The organism is Schumannella luteola (assembly GCF_013408685.1).
In the GTDB taxonomy this organism is placed as follows: domain Bacteria; phylum Actinomycetota; class Actinomycetes; order Actinomycetales; family Microbacteriaceae; genus Schumannella; species Schumannella luteola.
On the sequence record NZ_JACBZY010000001.1, the window covers coordinates 3,527,991 to 3,547,201 of the forward strand.

General features: G+C 71.5%; 18 protein-coding genes. 6 read left to right on the forward strand and 12 right to left on the reverse strand.

The annotated features are described in order from the left end of the window. Positions 1-20: 20 nt before the first annotated feature. Positions 21-1,184, reverse strand: a complete 1,164-nt coding sequence (sucC, locus tag BJ979_RS16180; RefSeq protein WP_179569505.1) for an ADP-forming succinate--CoA ligase subunit beta — start codon at positions 1,182-1,184, stop codon at positions 21-23. Between the two features lie 172 nt (positions 1,185-1,356). Between sucC and BJ979_RS16185 the strand changes: the two genes are divergently transcribed. Then, on the forward strand, positions 1,357-2,121 hold the full coding sequence (locus BJ979_RS16185; RefSeq protein ID WP_179569507.1) for an oxygenase MpaB family protein: 765 nt from the start codon (positions 1,357-1,359) through the stop codon (positions 2,119-2,121). 53 nt (positions 2,122-2,174) lie between these two features. Here BJ979_RS16185 and BJ979_RS16190 read toward each other — a convergent pair whose 3' ends face one another. After that, on the reverse strand, positions 2,175-2,555 hold the full coding sequence (locus tag BJ979_RS16190; protein ID WP_179569508.1) for a hypothetical protein: 381 nt from the start codon (positions 2,553-2,555) through the stop codon (positions 2,175-2,177). 196 nt (positions 2,556-2,751) lie between these two features. Here BJ979_RS16190 and BJ979_RS16195 point away from each other — a divergent pair, with 196 nt between their 5' ends. Further along, the gene (locus tag BJ979_RS16195; RefSeq protein WP_179569509.1) at positions 2,752-4,008 is read left to right on the forward strand and encodes an MFS transporter; all 1,257 of its coding nucleotides are present in this window, start codon (positions 2,752-2,754) and stop codon (positions 4,006-4,008) included. A gap of 93 nt (positions 4,009-4,101) precedes the next feature. Here BJ979_RS16195 and BJ979_RS16200 read toward each other — a convergent pair whose 3' ends face one another. Next, the gene (locus BJ979_RS16200) at positions 4,102-4,596 is read right to left on the reverse strand and encodes a hypothetical protein (RefSeq protein ID WP_179569510.1); all 495 of its coding nucleotides are present in this window, start codon (positions 4,594-4,596) and stop codon (positions 4,102-4,104) included. Between the two features lie 172 nt (positions 4,597-4,768). Further along, positions 4,769-7,159, reverse strand: coding sequence for an ATP-dependent helicase (locus BJ979_RS16205; RefSeq protein ID WP_179569511.1), 2,391 nt, complete (start codon positions 7,157-7,159; stop codon positions 4,769-4,771). 104 nt (positions 7,160-7,263) lie between these two features. On the opposite strand from BJ979_RS16205, the gene BJ979_RS16210 reads away from it, so the two are divergent. Next, positions 7,264-7,965 (forward strand): HAD family hydrolase, encoded by a 702-nt coding sequence (locus BJ979_RS16210; RefSeq protein WP_179569512.1) that lies wholly within the window; start codon positions 7,264-7,266, stop codon positions 7,963-7,965. A gap of 79 nt (positions 7,966-8,044) precedes the next feature. Here the strand turns inward: BJ979_RS16210 and BJ979_RS16215 are convergent, their stop codons facing one another. Beyond that, on the reverse strand, positions 8,045-9,061 hold the full coding sequence (locus BJ979_RS16215; protein WP_179563972.1) for a glycerophosphodiester phosphodiesterase family protein: 1,017 nt from the start codon (positions 9,059-9,061) through the stop codon (positions 8,045-8,047). A gap of 24 nt (positions 9,062-9,085) precedes the next feature. Here BJ979_RS16215 and BJ979_RS17790 point away from each other — a divergent pair, with 24 nt between their 5' ends. The 3 genes from BJ979_RS17790 (at position 9,086) to BJ979_RS16230 (ending at position 10,891) form a co-directional block, all read left to right on the forward strand. Then, the gene (locus BJ979_RS17790; RefSeq protein WP_179569514.1) at positions 9,086-9,436 is read left to right on the forward strand and encodes a DUF4190 domain-containing protein; all 351 of its coding nucleotides are present in this window, start codon (positions 9,086-9,088) and stop codon (positions 9,434-9,436) included. After that, a complete protein-coding gene (locus BJ979_RS16225) occupies positions 9,423-10,022 on the forward strand; it encodes a hypothetical protein (RefSeq protein WP_179569516.1) in 600 nt (199 codons plus the stop codon). Before BJ979_RS17790 ends, BJ979_RS16225 begins: the two co-directional genes overlap by 14 nt. Positions 10,023-10,096: 74 nt before the next feature. After that, positions 10,097-10,891, forward strand: coding sequence for a Bax inhibitor-1/YccA family protein (locus BJ979_RS16230; protein WP_179569518.1), 795 nt, complete (start codon positions 10,097-10,099; stop codon positions 10,889-10,891). Positions 10,892-10,970: 79 nt separating this feature from the next. Here the strand turns inward: BJ979_RS16230 and guaA are convergent, their stop codons facing one another. The 7 genes from guaA to BJ979_RS16265 all read right to left on the reverse strand — a co-directional run bounded on the left by guaA (position 10,971) and on the right by BJ979_RS16265 (position 19,204). Beyond that, positions 10,971-12,560, reverse strand: coding sequence for a glutamine-hydrolyzing GMP synthase (guaA, locus tag BJ979_RS16235; RefSeq protein WP_179569520.1), 1,590 nt, complete (start codon positions 12,558-12,560; stop codon positions 10,971-10,973). Beyond that, the gene (locus BJ979_RS16240; RefSeq protein ID WP_179569522.1) at positions 12,557-13,069 is read right to left on the reverse strand and encodes a DUF3817 domain-containing protein; all 513 of its coding nucleotides are present in this window, start codon (positions 13,067-13,069) and stop codon (positions 12,557-12,559) included. Before BJ979_RS16240 ends, guaA begins: the two co-directional genes overlap by 4 nt. A gap of 10 nt (positions 13,070-13,079) precedes the next feature. Continuing rightward, entirely contained in the window at positions 13,080-13,964 is an 885-nt protein-coding gene (locus BJ979_RS16245) for an SURF1 family protein (protein ID WP_179569524.1), read from the reverse strand. Next, positions 13,964-15,529 carry a cation:proton antiporter gene (locus tag BJ979_RS16250; protein WP_179569526.1) on the reverse strand — a complete coding sequence of 522 codons (1,566 nt, stop codon included), beginning with the start codon at positions 15,527-15,529 and terminating at the stop codon, positions 13,964-13,966. Before BJ979_RS16250 ends, BJ979_RS16245 begins: the two co-directional genes overlap by 1 nt. Before the next feature lie 3 nt (positions 15,530-15,532). Further along, positions 15,533-16,057 (reverse strand): cation:proton antiporter regulatory subunit, encoded by a 525-nt coding sequence (locus BJ979_RS16255; RefSeq protein ID WP_141164342.1) that lies wholly within the window; start codon positions 16,055-16,057, stop codon positions 15,533-15,535. A gap of 37 nt (positions 16,058-16,094) precedes the next feature. Further along, on the reverse strand, positions 16,095-17,969 hold the full coding sequence (locus BJ979_RS16260; protein WP_179569528.1) for a glycerol-3-phosphate dehydrogenase/oxidase: 1,875 nt from the start codon (positions 17,967-17,969) through the stop codon (positions 16,095-16,097). Positions 17,970-18,082: 113 nt separating this feature from the next. Then, positions 18,083-19,204 carry a GuaB3 family IMP dehydrogenase-related protein gene (locus tag BJ979_RS16265; RefSeq protein WP_179569530.1) on the reverse strand — a complete coding sequence of 374 codons (1,122 nt, stop codon included), beginning with the start codon at positions 19,202-19,204 and terminating at the stop codon, positions 18,083-18,085. Positions 19,205-19,211: the final 7 nt, after the last annotated feature.

A 19,211-nucleotide genomic window follows, 5' to 3' on the forward strand; every position in this document is an offset into this window, starting at 1 on the left:
AGTTCTTCTCGGTCGTCGGATCAGGCGTTGGCGAGCTCGGCGGCCTTGTCGGCGCCGTCGTCCATGGTGGTCGCGAGCGTGACCAGCGGGTGGTTGGCGGCGGCGAGGATGGCGCGGCCCTCCTCCACCTGGTTGCCGTCGAGGCGCACGACGAGCGGCTTGGTCGCCGCGTCGCCGAGGATCTCGAGGGCCTTGACGATGCCCTCGGCCACGGCCACGCAGGAGGTGATGCCGCCGAAGACGTTGACGAAGACGCTCTCGACCTGCTCGTCGCCGAGGATGACGTCGAGGCCATTGGCCATGACGGTCGCCGAGGCGCCGCCGCCGATGTCGAGGAAGTTCGCCGGCTTCACGCCGCCGTGGTTCTCGCCGGCGTAGGCGACGACATCCAGCGTCGACATGACGAGGCCCGCGCCGTTGCCGATGATGCCGACCTGGCCGTCGAGCTTGACGTAGTTGAGGTCGTTCTGCTTGGCCTTGGCCTCGAGCGGGTCGGCCGCATCCTTGTCCTCGAGCGCCTCGTGCTCGGGGTGGCGGAAGCCGGCGTTCTCGTCGAGCGAGACCTTGCCGTCGAGGGCGACGATGTCGCCGGCGCCGGTGAGCACGAGCGGGTTGACCTCGACGAGCGTCGCATCCTCACCGGTGTAGACCTCGTAGAGCTTCACGATCACGGGGGCGACCTTGCCGACGAGCTCCTCGGGGAACTTCGCGGCGACGGCGATCTCGGTCGCCTTCTCGAGGGTGATGCCGGCGCCCGGGTCGACCTCGATGCGCGCGAGAGCCTCGGGGCGCTCCTCGGCGAGCTGCTCGATCTCCATGCCGCCCTCGTAGCTGGCGAGCGAGAGGTACGAGCGGTTGGCGCGGTCGAGCAGCACGGAGAAGTAGAACTCCTGCTTGATGTCGGCGCCGGCGGCGACCATGACGCGCTTGACGACGTGGCCCTTGATGTCGAGGCCGAGGATGCCGCCCGCGGCGGCTTCGGCGTCGTCGGGGGTCTTGGCGACCTTGACGCCGCCGGCCTTGCCGCGGCCTCCGGTCTTGACCTGCGCCTTGACGACCGTCACGCCGCCGAGCTTCTCGGCGGCCGCACGGACCTCGGCGGGGGTGTCGGCGATGATGCCGGGGAGTACGGGAACCCCGTACTTCTCGAAGACGTCACGGGCCTGGTACTCGAAAAGATCCACGCTGGCTGCTTCTTCCTTGCGCGTCGGAGTCGTCGGGGAACAGCCGGTATCTCGACATAGAGATAGTTCGACATCAAGAGATATCGGCGGCACCAACCCTAGCGCTCCCGCGCGACTGCTTCGTGCGCGGGCGCCCAGGTTCGACGCGCGGGGTGCGCCGTACGATCGCGGCGTGAGAGCTGCCCGCGACTGGCCGGAGTACGCCGCCGACGGCGCTCTCGTGCTGGGCGGCGCGGCCGCGATCCTGCTGCAGCTGGGCGACCCGGTGGTCGCCCGCGGGGTGGCCGCGCACAGCGCCTTCGCGCGCGATCCGCTGCGTCGGCTCGAGCACACGCTCGCCTATGTCTATGCGGTGTCGCTCGGCGACGACGAGCTCGAGCGCCTCGTCGCCGGCATGGTCGACGGCGCCCACTCGGGCGTGCCGGGAGCCCGCGACGCCGCGCACCAGATCTGGGTCGCGGCGACGCTGTGCTGGACCGGGATGCGCACGCATGCGCTGCTGCGCGGTGCGATCACAGCGGAGCTGGCCGACGAGATCGTCGCCCGCAGCGAGCGTCTCGCGACGGCGCTACAGACGCGGCCGGGCGCCTGGCCACGCGACCGCACCGCTTTCGCCGACTACTGGGATGCGCGCATACCGGCCCTCGAGATCGGCCCCGAGGCCCGCGAGGTCGCCGGGCAGCTGCTGCACCCGACCGCGCTGCCGTGGTGGGCGCGGCCCGCGATGCCGATCGTGCGCGCGCTGACGCCCGCGCTGCTGCCGCCGACCGTGCGCGAGGCCTACGGCCTGCCGCTGCGTCGGGGGCGTGCGGCTCTCGCGCTCGCGCTCGTGCGCGCGCTTCTCGCCCTCGCCCCGCGACGCCTGAGCGAGCTGCCATCACGGCATGTGCTCGAACGACTACGGCGCCACGCCGCCCGCCGGAGCGGGAAGGCGTGACTCCGCAGTGAGAGAGCCGGTTCGCGCACCGAGACGATCGCGAGCCGGGTGGATCAGGCCGCAGGCCCCGAGCTGATGTAGATGCCCGCGTTCGAGGCGGCGCCGCCGATCGCATCCACCAGCTGGCCGTAGGCGGCGTCGGTCTTCGAGACGCCGATCGCGCCGCCCTTGAGGAAGCTCGCGCCGCCGTCGCGGTCGACGCGCACGGTGAGGTTGCCCGACTCGTCGTGGGCGTAGGCGACGACGAAGGCGACGTGGAAGTCGTCACCCGAGAGGGCGCCGAGCCAGAAGGTCTTGGTCTTGTTGCCGCGGCTGAGTCGGTGAGCGCCGTTCGGCAGCACCTCGGCCGCGTAGCCGAGCGACGACACCGTGTTCGCGACGAGGGTGGAGGCGGCGGTGCTGTCGCCGCCGAGGGTGAAGAGGGTGCCGGCCATGATGCTCCAGATGCTTGCGACGTGCGCGCACGTCGATGGTGGTGGTGTCACCGCGACGGGGCAGCCGCGGCGCCGATGCCGCGAGCTCCCCCGAGGATGCAGAGCGGCGTTTCGCTCACATTAGCGCCGGGATGCGCGACCGCGCGATGGGCAGCTCTGCCCGCGCGCATCCGGAGCGGGGTCCTAGGCTGGCGCGGTGAGATTCGCCGCGCTGCGCGCCCCCTGGTACCGCGGCTATCTGATCGGCGGCATCCTGCTCATGTCGGGCGACCACGTCGAGCACGCGATCACCTACTTCGTCATGTGGCAGAAGTTCCAGTCGCCGGTGCTCGCGGGCTTCGCGACGATCAGCCACTGGGTGCCGTTCCTGCTCGGCGCGATCCCCTTCGGCCACATCGCCGACCGCTTCGACAACCGGCGCATCATCCAGGCCTCGTGCGTGCTCTTCGCGCTCGTGTCGGTGGCCTGGGCGGTGCTGATCGGCACGAACACGCTGCAGCCCTGGCACTGTGTGATCCTGCTCGTGCTGCACGGGCTCTCCGGTGCGTTCTGGAACCCCGCCGACCAGCTCATGCTCTACGACATGGTCGGCCCCGAAGTGCTGCCGAGCGGGGTGCGGCTGATGGCGACCGGACTGAACCTCGGCATGCTGGCCGGCCCCGCGCTGGGGGCGACGCTGCTCGCGATCCCCGCGATCGGACCGGTCTGGGGCATGGCGCTCAACGTGCTGCTCTACGTGCCGTTCTTCGTCTACCTCGCGATCACGCCGGTCACCGGGCATCGGCGCCGACGGGTCGCGCCGCCGCGGATGCGCTTCCGCGATCTCGTCGGCGTGCTGCGCGAGGTGCCGCGCTACCCGGCGATCCTGCTGATGATGCTCACCCAGGGCGCGGTTGGCCTCTTCATCGGCACCGCGCTGCTGCCACTGCTGCCCGACTTCGGCCGGCTGCTCGGGCAGGACCAGGGGCCCGGCTATATCCTGCTGCTCATCGCCATGTCGACCGGCGCCGTCGCCGGCGGGCTCGGGATGGAGGCGCTCGGTCGCATCGCCGCGAGCACCCGCGCCGCGATCGTCGCCTCGGCGCTGTTCGGTCTCGGGGTGCTCGTCTTCGCGGTCTCGCGCAGCTTCCCGCTCTCGCTCGCGGCACTCGTACTGGCCGGCCTCGGCAACCTCGTCGGCGCCTCGACCGCGCAGACGGTCGTGCAGCTCGCGGCACCCGAGGACCGCCGCGGCGCCTTCATCGGCGCGTTCGGGATGGCCGCGAACGGCTTCCGCGCCGGCAGCGGCATCGTCGTGGGCGGGCTGAGCGCGCTCATCGGCGTCGCGGGCGGCGTCGCTGTCGGCGCCGGGGCGCTGCTCGTCGTCGCGGTCGTGCTGCTGGTCGTCGTCACGCTGCGGCGCCGTCGCGGAGACAGGTCGGTCGACCCGGCGCGCGAGGTCGCCCTCGACTGAGGTCCCGCTCGACCGACGACCCGACGCGCGAGGTCACGCTCGACCGACGACACGGCGCCGCCCACCGCGCAGGCGAACGTCAGCTGACGAGCTTCAGCGCGGCTGCGCGGCGATCGGTCCCGAGAATCGTCCCGGGTTGGCGACCGTGAAGGTCGGCGCCTCGAGCCCGGCGGTGAGCGCCTGGCCGACGGCAGCGGCCAGATCGGCGCGCTCGGGGAAGGGCTGCGGAACGCGCTCGGCCTCGCCGATCGCGAGCTGCCCCACGAGCTGCATGGTCACGCCGCCCTGCTGGCCGACGCCGGTCAGCGGCGCGAGGCCGGTGCCCGGCAGCATCACGATCTCCTGCTCGGCCGGGTTCGCCGACAGCACGCCGATCTCGCGGGCGGTCAACGACACGATCGCGAGCAGCACCGGCGCGGTGAAGTTCTCGCTGGCGACACGGGCGTCGAGCGAGCCCGAGAAGGGCTGCGCGGCGACGATCGGGCCGCCGAGCCCCTCGGGCGCCCCGCGCCAGACGATGCCGCTGAACTGCGGCAGCTTCTGGATGATCGGCAGCAGCTGCTCGATCGGCGGCGGAGTCGTGCTCATGCCGACACCCTAGCTTCCCCGGCCCGCGAGACCGCGGCCCCTGTTCGTGCCACAGCACCGTACGTCGCAGCTCGCATCGACATCCCCCTGTCTCCGGCGGACGCCCGTCGGGTCGGGCTCCGCACATCCCACTCCCCGATCGCCTCCGCGACCGGATCCGTCACCTCGCGCGTCAGAGCTTCTCGATCGGCGCGATCTTGATGAGCAGCTTCTTGCGGCCGGCCGTGTCGAACAGCACCTCGGCGATCGACTTCGGGCCCTGGCCGGTCACGCCGGTGACGCGCCCCTCGCCGAAGTCGGCGTGGCGGATGCGGTCGCCGGTCGCGAGCGTCAGGTCGCCGTTGTCGCGCACCTTCGCGGTGACGGCGTTCGCCCATTCGCGCTTCTCGCGGTTCGGTGCCGGCGGCAGCGACGTGCCGTAGCTGAAGCGGTCGCCGGAGTCGCGGCGGGCGTTGAGCGCCCGCGGCTGGCTGCCGCCGCGCGAGTTCGCGAATCCGGGCGACTGCCGCCACTCGATCAGCTCGGCCGGCACCTCCTGCAGATAGCGGCTCGGCAGCGCGACGGTGGTGTCGCCGAACTGCGACCGCTGCATCGCGAGCGAGAAGAACAGGCGGCGCTTGGCGCGGGTGACGCCGACGTAGAACAGGCGGCGCTCCTCCTGCACTCCCCCGGGCTCGCCGGCCGACATCTGGTGCGGAAGCAGCCCCTCCTCGATCCCGGTCAGGAAGACGGTGTCGTACTCGAGGCCCTTGGCGGTGTGCAGGGTCATGATCGACACCGAGCCGTCGGTGTCGTCGATCTCGTCGGCGGCGGCGAGCAGCGCCACGTTGGTGAGGAACTCGATGAGGGTGCCCTCGGGGTTCTGCTTGCGGAACTCCTTGGTCTGCGCGAGCAGCTCCTCGAGGTTCTCGGCGCGCGCCTCGTCCTGTGCGTCGCGCGTCGCGCGCAGCCCGGTGACGTAGCCGGTGCGCTCCATGAGCAGCGCGAAGATGTCGGCCGGGGCGGCGGTGAGCGCCTGACCGGAGGCCTCGTCGAGCAGGTCGACGAGAGTGCGGATCGCGCCCGTCACCTTGGGCCCGAGCCCGAGCTGCTCGACGTCGCGCAGCGCATCCCGCAGCGGCATGCCCTCGCGATCGGCGTGCGCCTGCAGCGTCGCCTCGGTGGCCGGGCCGATGCCACGGCGGGGCACGTTGAGCACGCGCCGCAGCGCCAGGTCGTCGGCGGGGTTGACGACCTGGATCAGGTAGGCCATCGCATCCTTGATCTCGGCGCGCTCGAAGAACTTCGTGCCGCCGGGGATGCGGTACGGCAGCGCCGAGCGGATGAAGATCTCTTCCAGCGGACGGGTCTGCGAGTTCGTGCGCACGAAGACGGCCATGTCGTTGAGCGAGGTGCCCGCCGTGCGCAGCTTGTCGATCTCGTCGGCGACGAACTGGGCCTCGTCGTGCGCCGAGTAGCCGGTGTAGCCGGTGATCTTGTCGCCGGCGCCGATCGTCGTGAAGAGGTTCTTCGCGGTGCGGTCGAAGTTGTTGCCGATGACCGCGTTGGCCGCGTCGAGGATGTTCTGCGTCGAGCGGTAGTTCTGCTCGAGCAGGATCGTCTTCGCCTCGGGGAAGTCGCGTTCGAACTCGACGATGTTGCGGATGTCGGCGCCGCGGAAGGCGTAGATCGACTGGTCGGAGTCGCCGACGACGGTGAGCGAGGCGGGCGCGATCGACCCGTCGGCCTCGAGCCGGGTGCGGGTGTCGGCGGGCACGTTCTGCGGCTTGACCGCGCGCACGAGCTCGCGGATGAGCGCGTACTGGGCGTGGTTCGTGTCCTGGTACTCGTCGACGAGCACATAGCGGAAGCGGCGCTGGTAGAGCGCGGCGACCTCGGGGAAGGCGCGGAACAGGTAGACGGTCTGCGCGATCAGGTCGTCGAAGTCGAAGGCCTTGGCCCGGGCGAGACCCTCGCTGTAGCGGCGGAACACCTCGAGGAAGGCCGACTCCTTGGGGTCGTCGACGTTGGCGCCCCGGGCGAAGCTCTCGGCATCCGTCAGCTCGTTCTTGAGCTTCGAGATGCGCCCGGCGACGCTCGACACGGTCAGCCCGAGGGTGTCGGCCTCGAGCTCCTTGAGGATGCGCTTGATGAGGGCACGACTGTCGGCCGAGTCGTAGATCGTGAAGCTCGGCGAGAGGCCGAAGGCCTCGGCCTGCCGACGCAGGATGCGCACGCAGGCGGAGTGGAAGGTCGAGATCCACATGCCCTGCGCGGCGTCGCCGACGAGTCCGTGGATGCGCTCGCGCATCTCGGCGGCGGCCTTGTTGGTGAAGGTGATGGCGAGGATCTGGCTGGGCCAGGCCTCGCGGGTGTCGAGCAGACCGGCGATGCGGCGGGTCAGCACGCTCGTCTTGCCCGAACCGGCTCCGGCGACGATCAGCAGGGCCCGTCCGCGGTAGAGCACGGCCTCCCGCTGCTGCGGATTGAGCCCGGCGAGCAGGCGCTCGTCGACCTCGGACGATCCGCCGAAGGAGGAGGTGGTCGGGTGGTCGGGCTCGAAGCCGTCGAGGACGAAGCTCATGTCCCGACGAGTCTAGGTGCGACCGCCGACGTGCGCGGGCGGGTCACGACCGGGCGGCGAAGGGCGCTCTCGGGTCTCTCAGGAGCCGCGGTCACCATGGCCGCATGAGCGACGCCGCGAACCGACCGACGACCGCCCCGAGCTCCGCGGACGCCGCGGAACTGCCCGCCGTCCCGGTGCGCTGGCTGCTCTTCGACGTCGGCGGGGTGATCGAGGTCGTCGACGACGCCGTCTGGCCGGGCCGGCTGCGCGAGCGCTGGGCCGCACGGCTCGGACTCGAGCCGGAGGAGTTCTCGCAGCGCCTCGCCGAGGCCGACCTGCCGGACGTCGCGACGACATCCGGGCAGGCGGAGGCCTACTGGAGCGGGATGGGCGCCGCGCTCGGCGCGTCACCGGAGCAGCTGGCCGAGCTGCGCGCCGACTTCTGGAACGAGTACTGCGGAACCGCCGACGAGCCGCTGCTCGAGTTCCTGCGCACGCTGCACGGCCGGGTCGGACTCGCGATCCTGTCGAACTCCGGCGACGGCGCCCGCGAGGAGGAAGAGCGGCGCTTCGGCTTCGCGAGCCTCTTCGACCCGATCCTCTACAGCCACGAGATCGGCGTGAACAAGCCCGATCCGGAGGCCTTCCGGATCGCGCTGCGCGAGCTCGGGGCCGAGCCCGGCGAGGTGCTCTTCGTCGACAATTGGACTGACAACGTCAGCGCGGCCCGCGAGCTCGGACTGCGAGCGCACCTGCACGCCGACGGGCAGGCCGGCACCCCGGCGACGATCGCCGCGATCGAGGCCGCGCTGAGCGGGGCCTGAGCGGCGGGGCCGAGTCGCGAGGCCTGAGCAGCGAGGCCGAGTCGCGGGATGCCCGCCGCGCCTCAGTGCTCGTCGCGCCTCAGTGCTCGTCGCGCACGGCGACCGCGAGGTCGGGCTGGTCGGCGAACACCCCGTCGACGCCGGTGTCGTAGATCGCGCGGAACTCGGTGCGCCAGTCGCCCGGCGCCTCCTTGCCGCCGCCGAGCCGGGCGGCGCGGGTGAGGAAGCGGTTCTCGGCCCGCAGCGTCCAGGTGTAGACCTCGAGGCCGGCGGCGCGGATGCGCTCGACCGTTCCGGTCGACTCGACCTCGTCGTCGTCCGAGACGATCACGAGGCTCTTGGCGAGGCTCACGCCGTCGACGGCGCCGAGCAGCGCCGGCAGGCCGCGCGGGCCGATCTGCGCCGCGTAGCTGAGGGCGTTGACGCCGTCGCGGGCCTCGAGGTCGGGGGCCGCCCCCTCGGCCTCGATCAGGTAGACGGTCTTCCCGGGCACCCCGCGATCGCGCACCTTCGTCAGCACGCTCTGCTCGAACGACTCGACCGTGAGGCGCTCGGCCGCGTCATCCCAGCCGGCGATCTCGCGGGCGAACAGCTCGTCGAGCGGAAGGCCGATCGAGGCGAAGTAGTGCGCGTGCTTGATCTCGGCGACCATGCGCAGCATCCGCCCCGCCACGTCCTGGCATTCGTCGATCAGCCCGAGCAGGTCGACCAGACGCAGCATCGGCTCGGCGCCGTCGTGCCCCGCGGATGCCGGACGCACCTTCGGCAGGCGCTCGACCGCCCGCAGGGTGGCGAGCTCAGCCCAGTCGAAGTCCTCGGTGAACCAGCCGGTCAGCCGCTGCCCGTCGATCTCCTTCGTCGTGCGGCGGTCGGCGAACTCGGGGCGGCGCGCGACGTCGGTCGTGCCCGAGATCTCGTTCTCGTGCCGGATCACCAGCACGCCGTCGCGGGTGGCGACGAGGTCGGGCTCGACCGCATCCGCCCCCTGCTCGAAGGCGAGGCGGTAGGCCGACTCGGTGTGCTCGGGGCGGTAGCCGCTCGCACCACGGTGGCCGATGACGAGGGGACGGGTCGGCACGGGGAGGGATCCGGTCACGCGACCCAAGATAATGGGGTCACGATGAACAGCAGGGATACGGCGAGCGCCTGCACGCACTGCGGTCGCGACCTCGACCCGGCGTGGAAGTTCTGCGTCTGGTGCGGCGCCCGCGTCATCCCCGAGGAGGCGGCGCCCGAGCCGACCCCGCGCGCCGAGCGCCACCTCAATCCGGCCGCGGTCTTCGCGCTCGTGCTCGGCATCCTGCTCTCGCCGCTCGCGATCGCCTTCGGGCATGTCGCGCTGCACCAGCTGAAGACCAGCGACGACCGGGGTCGGCTCGTCGCGCTCATCGGCACCGTGCTCGGCTACGCCTCGGTCGTGCTGATCGCGCTCGTGGTCATCGCCTGGATCCAGCTGCGTGTCCCGGTCTGAGCGCGGCAGCGGTCCGGCCGGAGGCGCACGGCGCTTCGTCGAACCCGCTCGCGCCCTGCCGCTGCGCTGGGGCTCGTACACGCCGCGGCTGATCGGCGGACTCGCGCTCATCGTCGCCGGCGGCATCGCGATCGCCGGATCGAACACCTTCCAGCTGCTGCTGCTGCTCGCCGGGTCGACCGCGCACATCGTCGGCTGGGGCGTCATCCCGAGCGACGGCTGGCGGCGCGTGGTCGCCGCGCTGCCCTCCACCCTGGGGTGCTGGATGGCGCTGCCCGGGCCGAAGTACCTCGCCGTGCTCGTGCTCCCTTTCGTCGCCTGGCTGCTCGTGCGGCACCGGCCGGCCCTCGCCTGGCTCACCGTGCCGGTCGTGATCGCCGCCGCCATCGGCGTCGCGCTGGCGGTCGACGGCTTCGACCGAGCGCTGCCGGGCGCCTACCCGTGGATGCTGCCGGCCTCCGCTGTCATGGGCGCCGTGCTCATCGGCTGCGCGTTCCTGGCCCGGCTCATCCACGCCGCCGTCGATCGCTCACGGCGGAACGGCATGCAGGGGATGCCCAGCCGCCGGGCTACAGGTGATCTTTAGACTGGGCTGACCCGGCAATCCCGGGCGTGTCCCGCATCCAGCGGGCCCACCCTGACCATGAGCATGGAGGCGACATGGCCAACGGCAACCCGGCGTTCCGATCCCCCGCGTTCTCGGAGCGCGGCACGGCGGTCCCGCCGATCCCCACTCCCGAGCAGCTGGCACACCACTACGACCTGCCCTCGGCGACCCCGATCGACACCGACCGGATGACCTACGAGGACACGGCGGTCAAGACCGTCATCTCCTTCGGCGTGCTGCTGATCGGCGCGGTCGTCGGCTGGTTCTTCCCGATCCTGCTGCTCCCTGCCGCGATCGCCGGACTCGTGCTCGCGCTCGTCAACATCTTCAAGAAGCGCCCGTCGGCGGCGCTCGTGCTCGCCTACTCGGCGGTGCAGGGCATCGTGGTCGGCGCCGTCTCGTACGCCTACGCCGGCTGGTTCGACGGGATCATCCCGGTCGCCGTCTTCGGCACGCTCGCGGTCGTCGGCGTGACGCTGGCCCTCTTCGCGAGCGGCAAGATCCGCGCTTCGGCCCGCGCGACCAAGATCTTCCTCGTCGCGATGATCGGCTACATGGCGTTCTCGCTCGTCAACGTCGTGCTGATGTGGACCGGAGTGACCAGCACCTACGGCGGCCTGCGCGGCGTCGAGATCGCCGGCATCCCGCTGGGCATCCCGCTCGGCATCCTCGTCGTGATCATGGCCGCGTACTCGCTGGTGCTCGACTTCGACAGCATCCAGCAGGGCGTGCGCAACGGCGCCCCGCGTGTCTACGCCTGGGCCGGCGCCTTCGGCATCATCGTCACGGTCGTCTGGCTGTACCTCGAGATCCTGCGTCTCGTGAGCTACTTCATGCCGCGCAACTGACCTTCTGCAGCAACAAGAAGGGCCCCGTCGCGATCACTCGCGGCGGGGCCCTTCTCGTGTACTCAGGCGAGCAGGAGACTCACTCCCACTCGATCGTTCCCGGCGGCTTCGACGTGACGTCGAGCACGACGCGGTTGACCTCGCGCACCTCGTTCGTGATGCGGTTCGAGATGCGGGCCAGCACGTCGTAGGGCAGACGCGTCCAGTCGGCCGTCATCGCGTCCTCGCTCGAGACGGGACGCAGCACGATCGGGTGGCCGTAGGTGCGGCCGTCGCCCTGCACGCCCACCGAGCGCACGTCCGCGAGCAGCACGACCGGGCACTGCCAGATCTCGTTGTCGAGACCGGCCTTCGTGAGCTCGGCGCGGGCGATCGCATCGGCTTCGCGCAGGATCTCGAGACGGTCCGCCGTGACCTCGCCGACGATGCGGATGCCGAGGCCGGGCCCGGGGAACGGCTGTCGCCCGACGATCTCTTCGGGCAGACCCAGCTCGCGGCCGATCGCGCGCACCTCGTCCTTGAAGAGGGTGCGCAGCGGCTCGACGAGCTCGAACTGCAGGTCTTCCGGCAGCCCGCCCACGTTGTGGTGGCTCTTGATGTTCGCGGTGCCGGCGCCGCCGCCCGACTCCACCACATCCGGGTAGAGCGTGCCCTGCACGAGGAAGCGGATCGGCTCGCCGTCGGCGGCGGCCTCGGCGACCAGCTCGGCCTGCACCTTCTCGAAGGAGCGGATGAACTCTCGGCCGATGATCTTGCGCTTCTGCTCGGGGTCGCTCACGCCGGCGAGGGCGTCGAGGAACTGCTGGCGCGCATCCACCGTGACCAGGCGCACGCCGGTCGAGGCGACGTAGTCGTTCTCGACCTGCTCGCGCTCGCCCTGGCGCAGCAGGCCGTGATCGACGAAGACGGCGACGAGCTGGTCGCCGACGGCCTCGTGCACGAGCGCGGTCGAGACGGCCGAGTCGACGCCGCCGGAGAGCGCGGAGAGCACGCGGCCGGTGCCGACCTGGGCGCGGATGCGCTCGACCTGCTCGGCGATGACGTTGCCGCTGTTCCAGTCGGCGGGCAGCCCGGCGGCCTTGTGCAGGAAGTTCTCGATGACGCGCTGGCCGTGGTCGGAGTGCTTGACCTCGGGGTGCCACTGCACGCCGTAGAAGCGGCGGGCGTCGTCGGCGAAGGCGGCGACGGGGGTGTGCTCGGTGCGGGCGAGCACCTCGAAGCCCTCGGGGGCGCGCGAGACCTGGTCGCCGTGGCTCATCCACACGTTCTGCTCGGCCGGCTGGCCGTCGAGCAGCGTGCCCGCGGTCACGAGGGTCGCGTCGGTCGCGCCGTATTCGCGCAGACCGGTGTTGGCGACCTCGCCGCCGAGCGTCTGCGCCATGACCTGGAAGCCGTAGCAGATGCCCAGCGTCGGCACGCCGAGGTCGAAGACGCCGGCGTCGAGTGCGGGCGCGCCCTCCTCGTAGACCGACGACGGACCGCCGGAGAGGATGATGCCGACCGGGCTCTTCGCCGCGATCTCGGCGGCGGTCGCGGTGTGCGGCACGATCTCGCTGTAGACGCCGGCCTCGCGCACGCGGCGGGCGATCAGCTGGGCGTACTGAGCGCCGAAGTCGACGACGAGGACGGGGCGCTGCTCGGTCGGCGCCGCGGGGGTGGGGTCGGTCACGCGTTGGTCTCCACGGTGTTATCGGACGATCCTGTGCTGTTGGATGAGCCGGGGTTGTCGGCTGAGCCGGTGCTGTCGGAGGCGCCGGCGCGAGCGCGGTGCTCGGCTTCGGCCTTCTGGATGATGGCCTCGATCTGGCGCGGGACGCGGCGCTCGAGGAAGAACGACAGCAGCGGGATGACGCCGCCGGCCGCGATGAACAGGAAGCGCCCGAAGCTGAAGCGCGAGAAGCGCCAGAGCACGAAATCGAGGCCCACGTAGAGCACGTAGAACCAGCCGTGCGCGATGAGGATGATCGTGGTCAGATCGGTGCCGCCGGGGCTGTGCGGGGCGGCGAGGAAGAAGCCGCGCGGGCCGCCCGCGTAGACGTCGTAGCCCCATCCCCAGCGGATCGCGGTCACGACGCCGAGCAGCAGCAGCATGGTGCCGGTGATGACCGACGACACCTTGTAGATCTTGACCGCCAGACGCAGCCGCGGGATGTCGGAGGGGCGGGGGCCGAGAGGCATGGGGTCCATTCTACGGGCGGCTCGAGGGCTCGCTCGCCGCCCGGTCGGCGCCCGACGCGGCAGCCGACGACGACGCCGACGGAGCCTCTCCCAACGCCTCCGCGGCCTCCTGCTCGGCGAGGATCTCGCGCTCCATCGCGTCGCGCACGAGGCGGTACCAGAGGTAGAACGCGAAGCCGGCGAAGATGACCCACTCGATCGCGTAGAAGATGTTCAGCACGTTGAGCGCCGCATCCTGCTGGGGCGGCGGAGCGACGATCTCGCGGGTGCCCGCGAGGGGATCGTCGTCGACGACGTAGCCGCCGTAGACCGGACCGACCTCGGCCCACTCGTTGATGAGCGCCGAGGGCGCGAGAGCTGAGCGCTGCCCCTCCTCGAACTCGTCCTCGGTCGGCGCCTCACCCGGCAGGTACCGGCCGTGGATGCTGCGCGGCGCGGCATCGACGTCGGCGGCGGCCTTCTCGGCGGCGGCACGGGTGGCGGTCCAGCCGAGCGCGACGGCGAGGGAGTCGCCGGAGTCGTCGACGAGGTGGCCGACGACCCAGAAGCCGGTCTGCCCATCCACCTCGCCCGCGGTGCCGACACGCACGCGGTCGCTGAGCACGACCGTGTCGCCGGGCACGAGCGCGCCGCTGACGCTCACGCGGCGGCCCGCTTCGTCTCCGGTCACCGCCGTCTGCGGGCGGTCGATCTGCGAGAGCGGCAGCGTCTTCTCGGTGTCGAGCTTCTCGGTCGTGGCCGTGAGCACGGCGCGGCCGAGCTGCCACTGGGCGAGCGCGGCGAAGGTCGCGGCGATCGCCATGACCAGCAGCAGCGCGCCGATCCAGCGCGGGGTGCGCGCGATCCTCCACCAGCGCCGGCCGTCGAAGGCGGGGCGCTCGTCGCTCGTCGCCATCAGTACTCCGGGTCCCTCTCGCGGCGGCGGGCGGGGGCGTCGCCGTCGCTCTGCTGCATCGCCTGCTCGGCGAGCCGCAGCGCGTTCTCGCGCTCGCGTGCCCGTGCGGCGGCGGGGTCGTCGGAGGTGCGACGGGCCTCGGCCTCCGCGGTCGCCTCCGCCGCGTCGCCGTCGCCGCCCTGGCGCGTCGCCGCATCCGCGCGGCCGCCCGCGCTCTCCGCCTGCTCGACCGTCGCCGAGCGCGGCGCCTGCAGCGGCGTCTCGTCGTCGAGGTACTGCCCGTCGATCGTGGGCTCGTCGTCGATGGCGTCGGTCTCGGGTTCCTGCCCCTCCATCGCGGCCTCGGCGATCGCGAGCTCGAGGTCGCGCCCCGCATCCGCTCGCTTCGCGACCTTCGGGCGCACCCGGAAGATCGCGGCGCCGATCTTCTCGCTGTTGACCGACAGGATCGGACCGACCACGGCCATGATCAGCACGTAGAGACCCGCGAAGGGCTGCAGCCGCTCATCCAGCCCGGCCCCGGCCGCCAGGGTCGCGAGGATGAGCGCGAACTCGCCACGGTTCTGCAGCATGGCGCTCGCGTTGAGCCCCTCGGCGGGTGTCAGCTTGTTGAAGCGCGCGATCAGCTGCCCGCTCGCCGTGTTGATGATCAGGGTCATCACGACCGCGACGAGCACCGGCACGAGCACGCCGCCGAACTGGCGCACATCGAGCGCGAGACCGAAGTTGAGGAAGAAGAAGGCCGCGAAGACGTCGCGCATCGGCAGCGCGAACTGCTCGATGCGCGCCCGGAACCGGGTCGCTCCGAGCACGAGGCCGATCAGGAAGGCGCCGATGGCGTCCGAGACGCCGAGCAGCTCGCCGATGCCGCCGAAGGCGACCGCGAGGCCGAAGAACAGGATCGTGAACAGCTCGTCGTCGCGGGTCTGCACGATGCGCGAGACGATCCGGCCGCCCCAGCGCGCCACCGTGAACATCACCACGAGGAAGCCGAACGAGATCGCCAGCTTCAGCACAATCGCGCCGAGGTCGGTCTCGCCGCCGACGACGACCCCGACGATCGCGAGGTAGGCGGCGACGAAGATGTCCTCGAGCACCGCGATGCCCAGGATCATCGGGGTCTCGCGGTTGGCCAGTCGACGCAGCTCGATCAGCAGCTTCGTCACGATCGCGCTCGACGACACCGCCGTCATGCCGGCGATGATGAGCGCCTCGCGCGTACCCCATCCGACCCACATGCCGAAGGCGAAGCCGGCGCCCATGTTGGCGAGGATGCGCACCCCGCCCGAGAGCGCGAGCTTGCCCGCGTTGCCGAAGAACTCGTCTTGATCGAACTCGAGACCGAGGTTGAACAGCAGGAAGATCAGGCCGAAGGTCGCGACCAGCTCGACGTCGGCCGCCTCGAAGGCGAGCGGGAAGAAGTGGGTGTTCGGGCTCGCGAGCACGCCGACGACCATGTAGATCGGGATGGCCGGCAGGCCGATCAGCTTGCCGAGCCGCCCGAGACCCCAGGCGAGGACGAAGAGGATGCCGAGGACCAGCAGCTCTCCGCCGACGGAGTGCACGGTCTACGCTCCGGCGTCGGCGGCGACCTTGGGCGTCAGCTCCCCCGTGCGATAGAAGTTGAAGGCCTTCGCGACCTTCTCGGGGCTGCCCGCGACGACGAGGGTGTCGCCGGGGAAGACCTTGAAGTCGTCGGCCGGGGCCGGGTTCGCCGACTCGCCGCGCACGACCGCGACGACCGTGAGGCCGACGAGCCCGCGCGTGGCGAGGCTGCCGAGCTGCTGCCCGGCGATGTGGTGGTCGTAGTCGACCGTGAACCAGTCGATCGAGAGCCCGGGCAGGGTCTCGAGCGCCGAGAGCGACTCGGTGATGCGGGTGCCGCCGAGCAGCTCGGCGAGCGTGTGCGCCTCGTCTTCGTCGAGACGCAGAGACACCTTGGCGGCGTCGGCGCCGTCGCCGGCGTCGGAGAACGTGATGAGGTCGCTGTGCCCGGAGCGGTGCGTGATCACGCCGACCTTGCCGCCGTCATCCGTGACGAAGGTGTGGAGCACGCCGACCCCCGGGAGCTTGACCCGTCGGACATCGACCATGGATGAGCTCCTTCAAGCTGTGGGGAATGCGGCCAGTCTACCGAGGCCCCTCCCCCGCGGCCGGACGCTTCGCCTGCGGCGTACGTCCCGTGCGCGGTGCGCGGGTCGTGCGCGAGGCGGCCGACTTCGCGCTGCCGGGCTTCGGCGCGGTCGCGACCGGCGCATCCGCCGCGCTCGGCAGCTCGGCGAGGATCGTCGAGATGTCGGGCGCCTCGAGGCGCACCCGGTCGGCCGCGGCGTCGTCGGGCTCGAGCTGGCTCGCCCGCTCGGCGGCGACGCGGCGCAGGTAGTTCTCGATCTCCTCCTGGATGCGGTCCGCATCCCAGCCGAGCACCTCGCCCATCAGCGCGGCGGCGACGGGGGCGGCGCTCACGCCGCGATCCCAGGCCTCGATCGAGATGCGGGTGCGACGCGCGAGCACGTCCTCGAGGTGCAGCGCGCCCTCGTGGCTGGCGGCGTAGACGAGCTCGGCCTGGATGTAGTCGTCGGCGCCCGGCACCGCCTCGGCCAGCTCGGGGCGCTCCTTGATCAGCTCGAGCACCTCGTCGGTCAGCACGCCGTAGCGGTTGAGCAGGTGCTCGACCCGCACGCGGTGCACGTCGAAGGCGCGGGCGATGCGGGCGCGCTTGTTCCAGGCGGCCTGGTAGCCCTCGGCGCCGAGCAGGCCGATGTCCTGCGTCACGCTCTCCGACCACCTGCCGTCGAGCGCGGCGACGGCCTCGTCGATCGCGTCCTTCGCCATGACGCGGTAGGTCGTCCATTTGCCGCCGGCGATCACGACGAGACCGGGCACCGAGTGCGCGACGAGATGCTCGCGGCTGAGCTTCGAGGTCTGCTCGCTCTCGCCCGCGAGCAGCGGGCGGAGTCCCGCGTAGACGCCCTCGACATCCTCGCGCGTCAGCTTCACGGCGAGCACCTGGTTGACGTGCTCGAGCAGGTAGTCGATGTCGGCGGCGGTCGCGGCCGGGTGCGCCTTGTCGAGGTTCCAGTCGGTGTCGGTCGTGCCGATCAGCCAGTGCCGACCCCACGGGATGACGAAGAGCACGCTCTTCTCGGTGCGCAGGATCATGCCGATCTTCGACTGGAAGCGGTCGCGCGGCACGACCAGGTGCACGCCCTTCGACGCGCGCACCTTGAAGCCGCCGCGGGCGCCGACCATCGCCTGAGTGTCGTCGGTCCAGACGCCGGTCGCGTTGACGACCTGCTTGGCGTGGATCTCGAAGCGCTCCCCCGACTCCACATCCAGCGCCTGCACGCCGACGACGCGCTCGCCGACCTTGAGGAAGCCCTCGACCCGCACGCGGGGTGCGACATGCGCGCCGTAGAAGGAGGCCGTGCGCGCCAGGTTCGCGACGTAGCGCGCGTCGTCGACCTGCGCGTCGTAGTAGGTGAGCCCGCCGATGAAGGCGTCCTTGTCGAGGCCGGGCATCGCCTTGGCGAGCTGGCGCTTCGACAGGTGGCGGTGGTGCGGCACGCCGGGCGGGCGGCCGCCGCTCCACGAGAAGGCGTCGTAGAGCAGCATGCCCGCGCCGATGTAGAAGCGCTCGAACACCGGCTTGGTGAGCGGGTAGAGGAAGCGCACGGGCTTCACCAGATGCGGGGCGATGCGCTGCAGCAGCAGGCCGCGTTCGATGAGCGCCTCGCGCACGAGCCCGAAGTCGAGCTGCTCGAGGTAGCGGATGCCGCCGTGCACGAGCTTCGACGAGCGGCTCGAGGTGCCCGAGGCGAAGTCGCGAGCCTCGAGCAGGCCCGTGCGCAGGCCGCGGGTGACGGCGTCGAGCGCGGAGCCCGTGCCGACGATGCCGCCGCCGACGACGAGGATGTCGAGCTCGCGATCGCGCATCGAGGCGATCGCCGCGGCGCGCTCCTCGGGACCGAGCTTGGTGGATCGGGTCACGGACTTGCGGGCCATCGGCGCCTCCTCATCGAAACCACCTCAACGCTACGCCGGAGCGTCGCGCGAGGCCGAGGGGTGCCGACTGCACGTTTTCCCGGAATGGCCCGGGTGTCGGGTCAGCGCGCGACTCAGCCCTGGGCGTAGGGCGCGACGACGACCTCGACGCGCTGGAACTCCTTGAGGTCGGAGTAGCCCGTCGTCGCCATCGAGCGGCGCAGCGCGCCGATCAGGTTCGTGCGGCCGTCGGCCGCCGTCGACGGCCCGAACAGCAGCTGCTCGAGCGGCGCCAGCGTGCCGACCTCGACCCGGTTGCCGCGCGGCAGTTCGCCGTGGTGCGCCTCGGCGCCCCAGTGGAAGCCGGCGCCGGGCGCCTCCTCGGCGCGGGCCAGGGTCGAGCCGAGCATGACGGCGTCGGCGCCGACCGAGATCGCCTTGACGATGTCGCCCGAGGTGCCGAGGCCGCCGTCGGCGATCACGTGCACGTAGCGACCGCCCGACTCGTCGAGGTAGTCGCGGCGCGCGCCGGCGACATCCGCCACCGCGGTGGCCATGGGCGCGTGGATGCCGAGGGCCGAGCGGGTCGTCGACGCCGCTCCCCCGCCGAAGCCGACGAGCACGCCGGCCGCGCCGGTGCGCATGAGGTGCAGCGCCGCCGTGTAGGTGGCCGCGCCGCCGACGATGACCGGCACATCCAGCTCGTAGATGAACTTCTTCAGGTTGAGCGGCTCGACCGTCTTGGAGACGTGCTCGGCGCTGACCGTGGTGCCGCGGATGACGAAGAGGTCGACGCCCGCATCCACGACCGCCTGGTAGTGCTCCTGCGTGCGCTGCGGGCTGAGGGCGCCGGCGACCGGCACGCCTGCGGCGCGGATCTCGGCGAGGCGGGCCTTGATCAGCTCGGGCTTGATCGGCTCGGCGTAGATCTGCTGCATGCGCTGCGTCGCCGACTCGGCCGGCAGCGTCGCGATCTCGGCGAGCACCGCGGTCGGGTCTTCGTAGCGGGTCCAGACGCCCTCGAGGTCGAGCACGCCGAGACCGCCGTGGCGTCCGATCGCGATCGCCGTGTCGGGGCTGACCACCGAGTCCATCGGCGCGGCCAGCACCGGGATCTCGAAGGTGAAGGCGTCGATCGTCCAGCTCACGCTGACGTCCTGCGGGTCGCGGGTGCGCCGGCTGGGAACGACGGCGATGTCGTCGAAGGCGTACGCGCGTCGGGCTCGCTTTGACCGGCCGATCTCGATGTCAGTCACCGGGCAA

What these genes read in the sequence shown, in the direction of transcription:
- BJ979_RS16230 (WP_179569518.1), top strand. Translation starts at nt 10,097, where the DNA reads ATGGCCAACGGCAACCCGGCGTTCCGATCCCCCGCGTTCTCGGAGCGC.
- BJ979_RS16240 (WP_179569522.1), bottom strand. Translation starts at nt 13,069, where the DNA reads ATGCCTCTCGGCCCCCGCCCCTCCGACATCCCGCGGCTGCGTCTGGCG.
- BJ979_RS16190 (WP_179569508.1), bottom strand. Translation starts at nt 2,555, where the DNA reads ATGGCCGGCACCCTCTTCACCCTCGGCGGCGACAGCACCGCCGCCTCC.
- BJ979_RS17790 (WP_179569514.1), top strand. Translation starts at nt 9,086, where the DNA reads ATGAACAGCAGGGATACGGCGAGCGCCTGCACGCACTGCGGTCGCGAC.
- BJ979_RS16205 (WP_179569511.1), bottom strand. Translation starts at nt 7,159, where the DNA reads ATGAGCTTCGTCCTCGACGGCTTCGAGCCCGACCACCCGACCACCTCC.
- BJ979_RS16255 (WP_141164342.1), bottom strand. Translation starts at nt 16,057, where the DNA reads ATGGTCGATGTCCGACGGGTCAAGCTCCCGGGGGTCGGCGTGCTCCAC.
- BJ979_RS16200 (WP_179569510.1), bottom strand. Translation starts at nt 4,596, where the DNA reads ATGAGCACGACTCCGCCGCCGATCGAGCAGCTGCTGCCGATCATCCAG.
- BJ979_RS16260 (WP_179569528.1), bottom strand. Translation starts at nt 17,969, where the DNA reads ATGGCCCGCAAGTCCGTGACCCGATCCACCAAGCTCGGTCCCGAGGAG.
- BJ979_RS16210 (WP_179569512.1), top strand. Translation starts at nt 7,264, where the DNA reads ATGAGCGACGCCGCGAACCGACCGACGACCGCCCCGAGCTCCGCGGAC.
- BJ979_RS16245 (WP_179569524.1), bottom strand. Translation starts at nt 13,964, where the DNA reads ATGGCGACGAGCGACGAGCGCCCCGCCTTCGACGGCCGGCGCTGGTGG.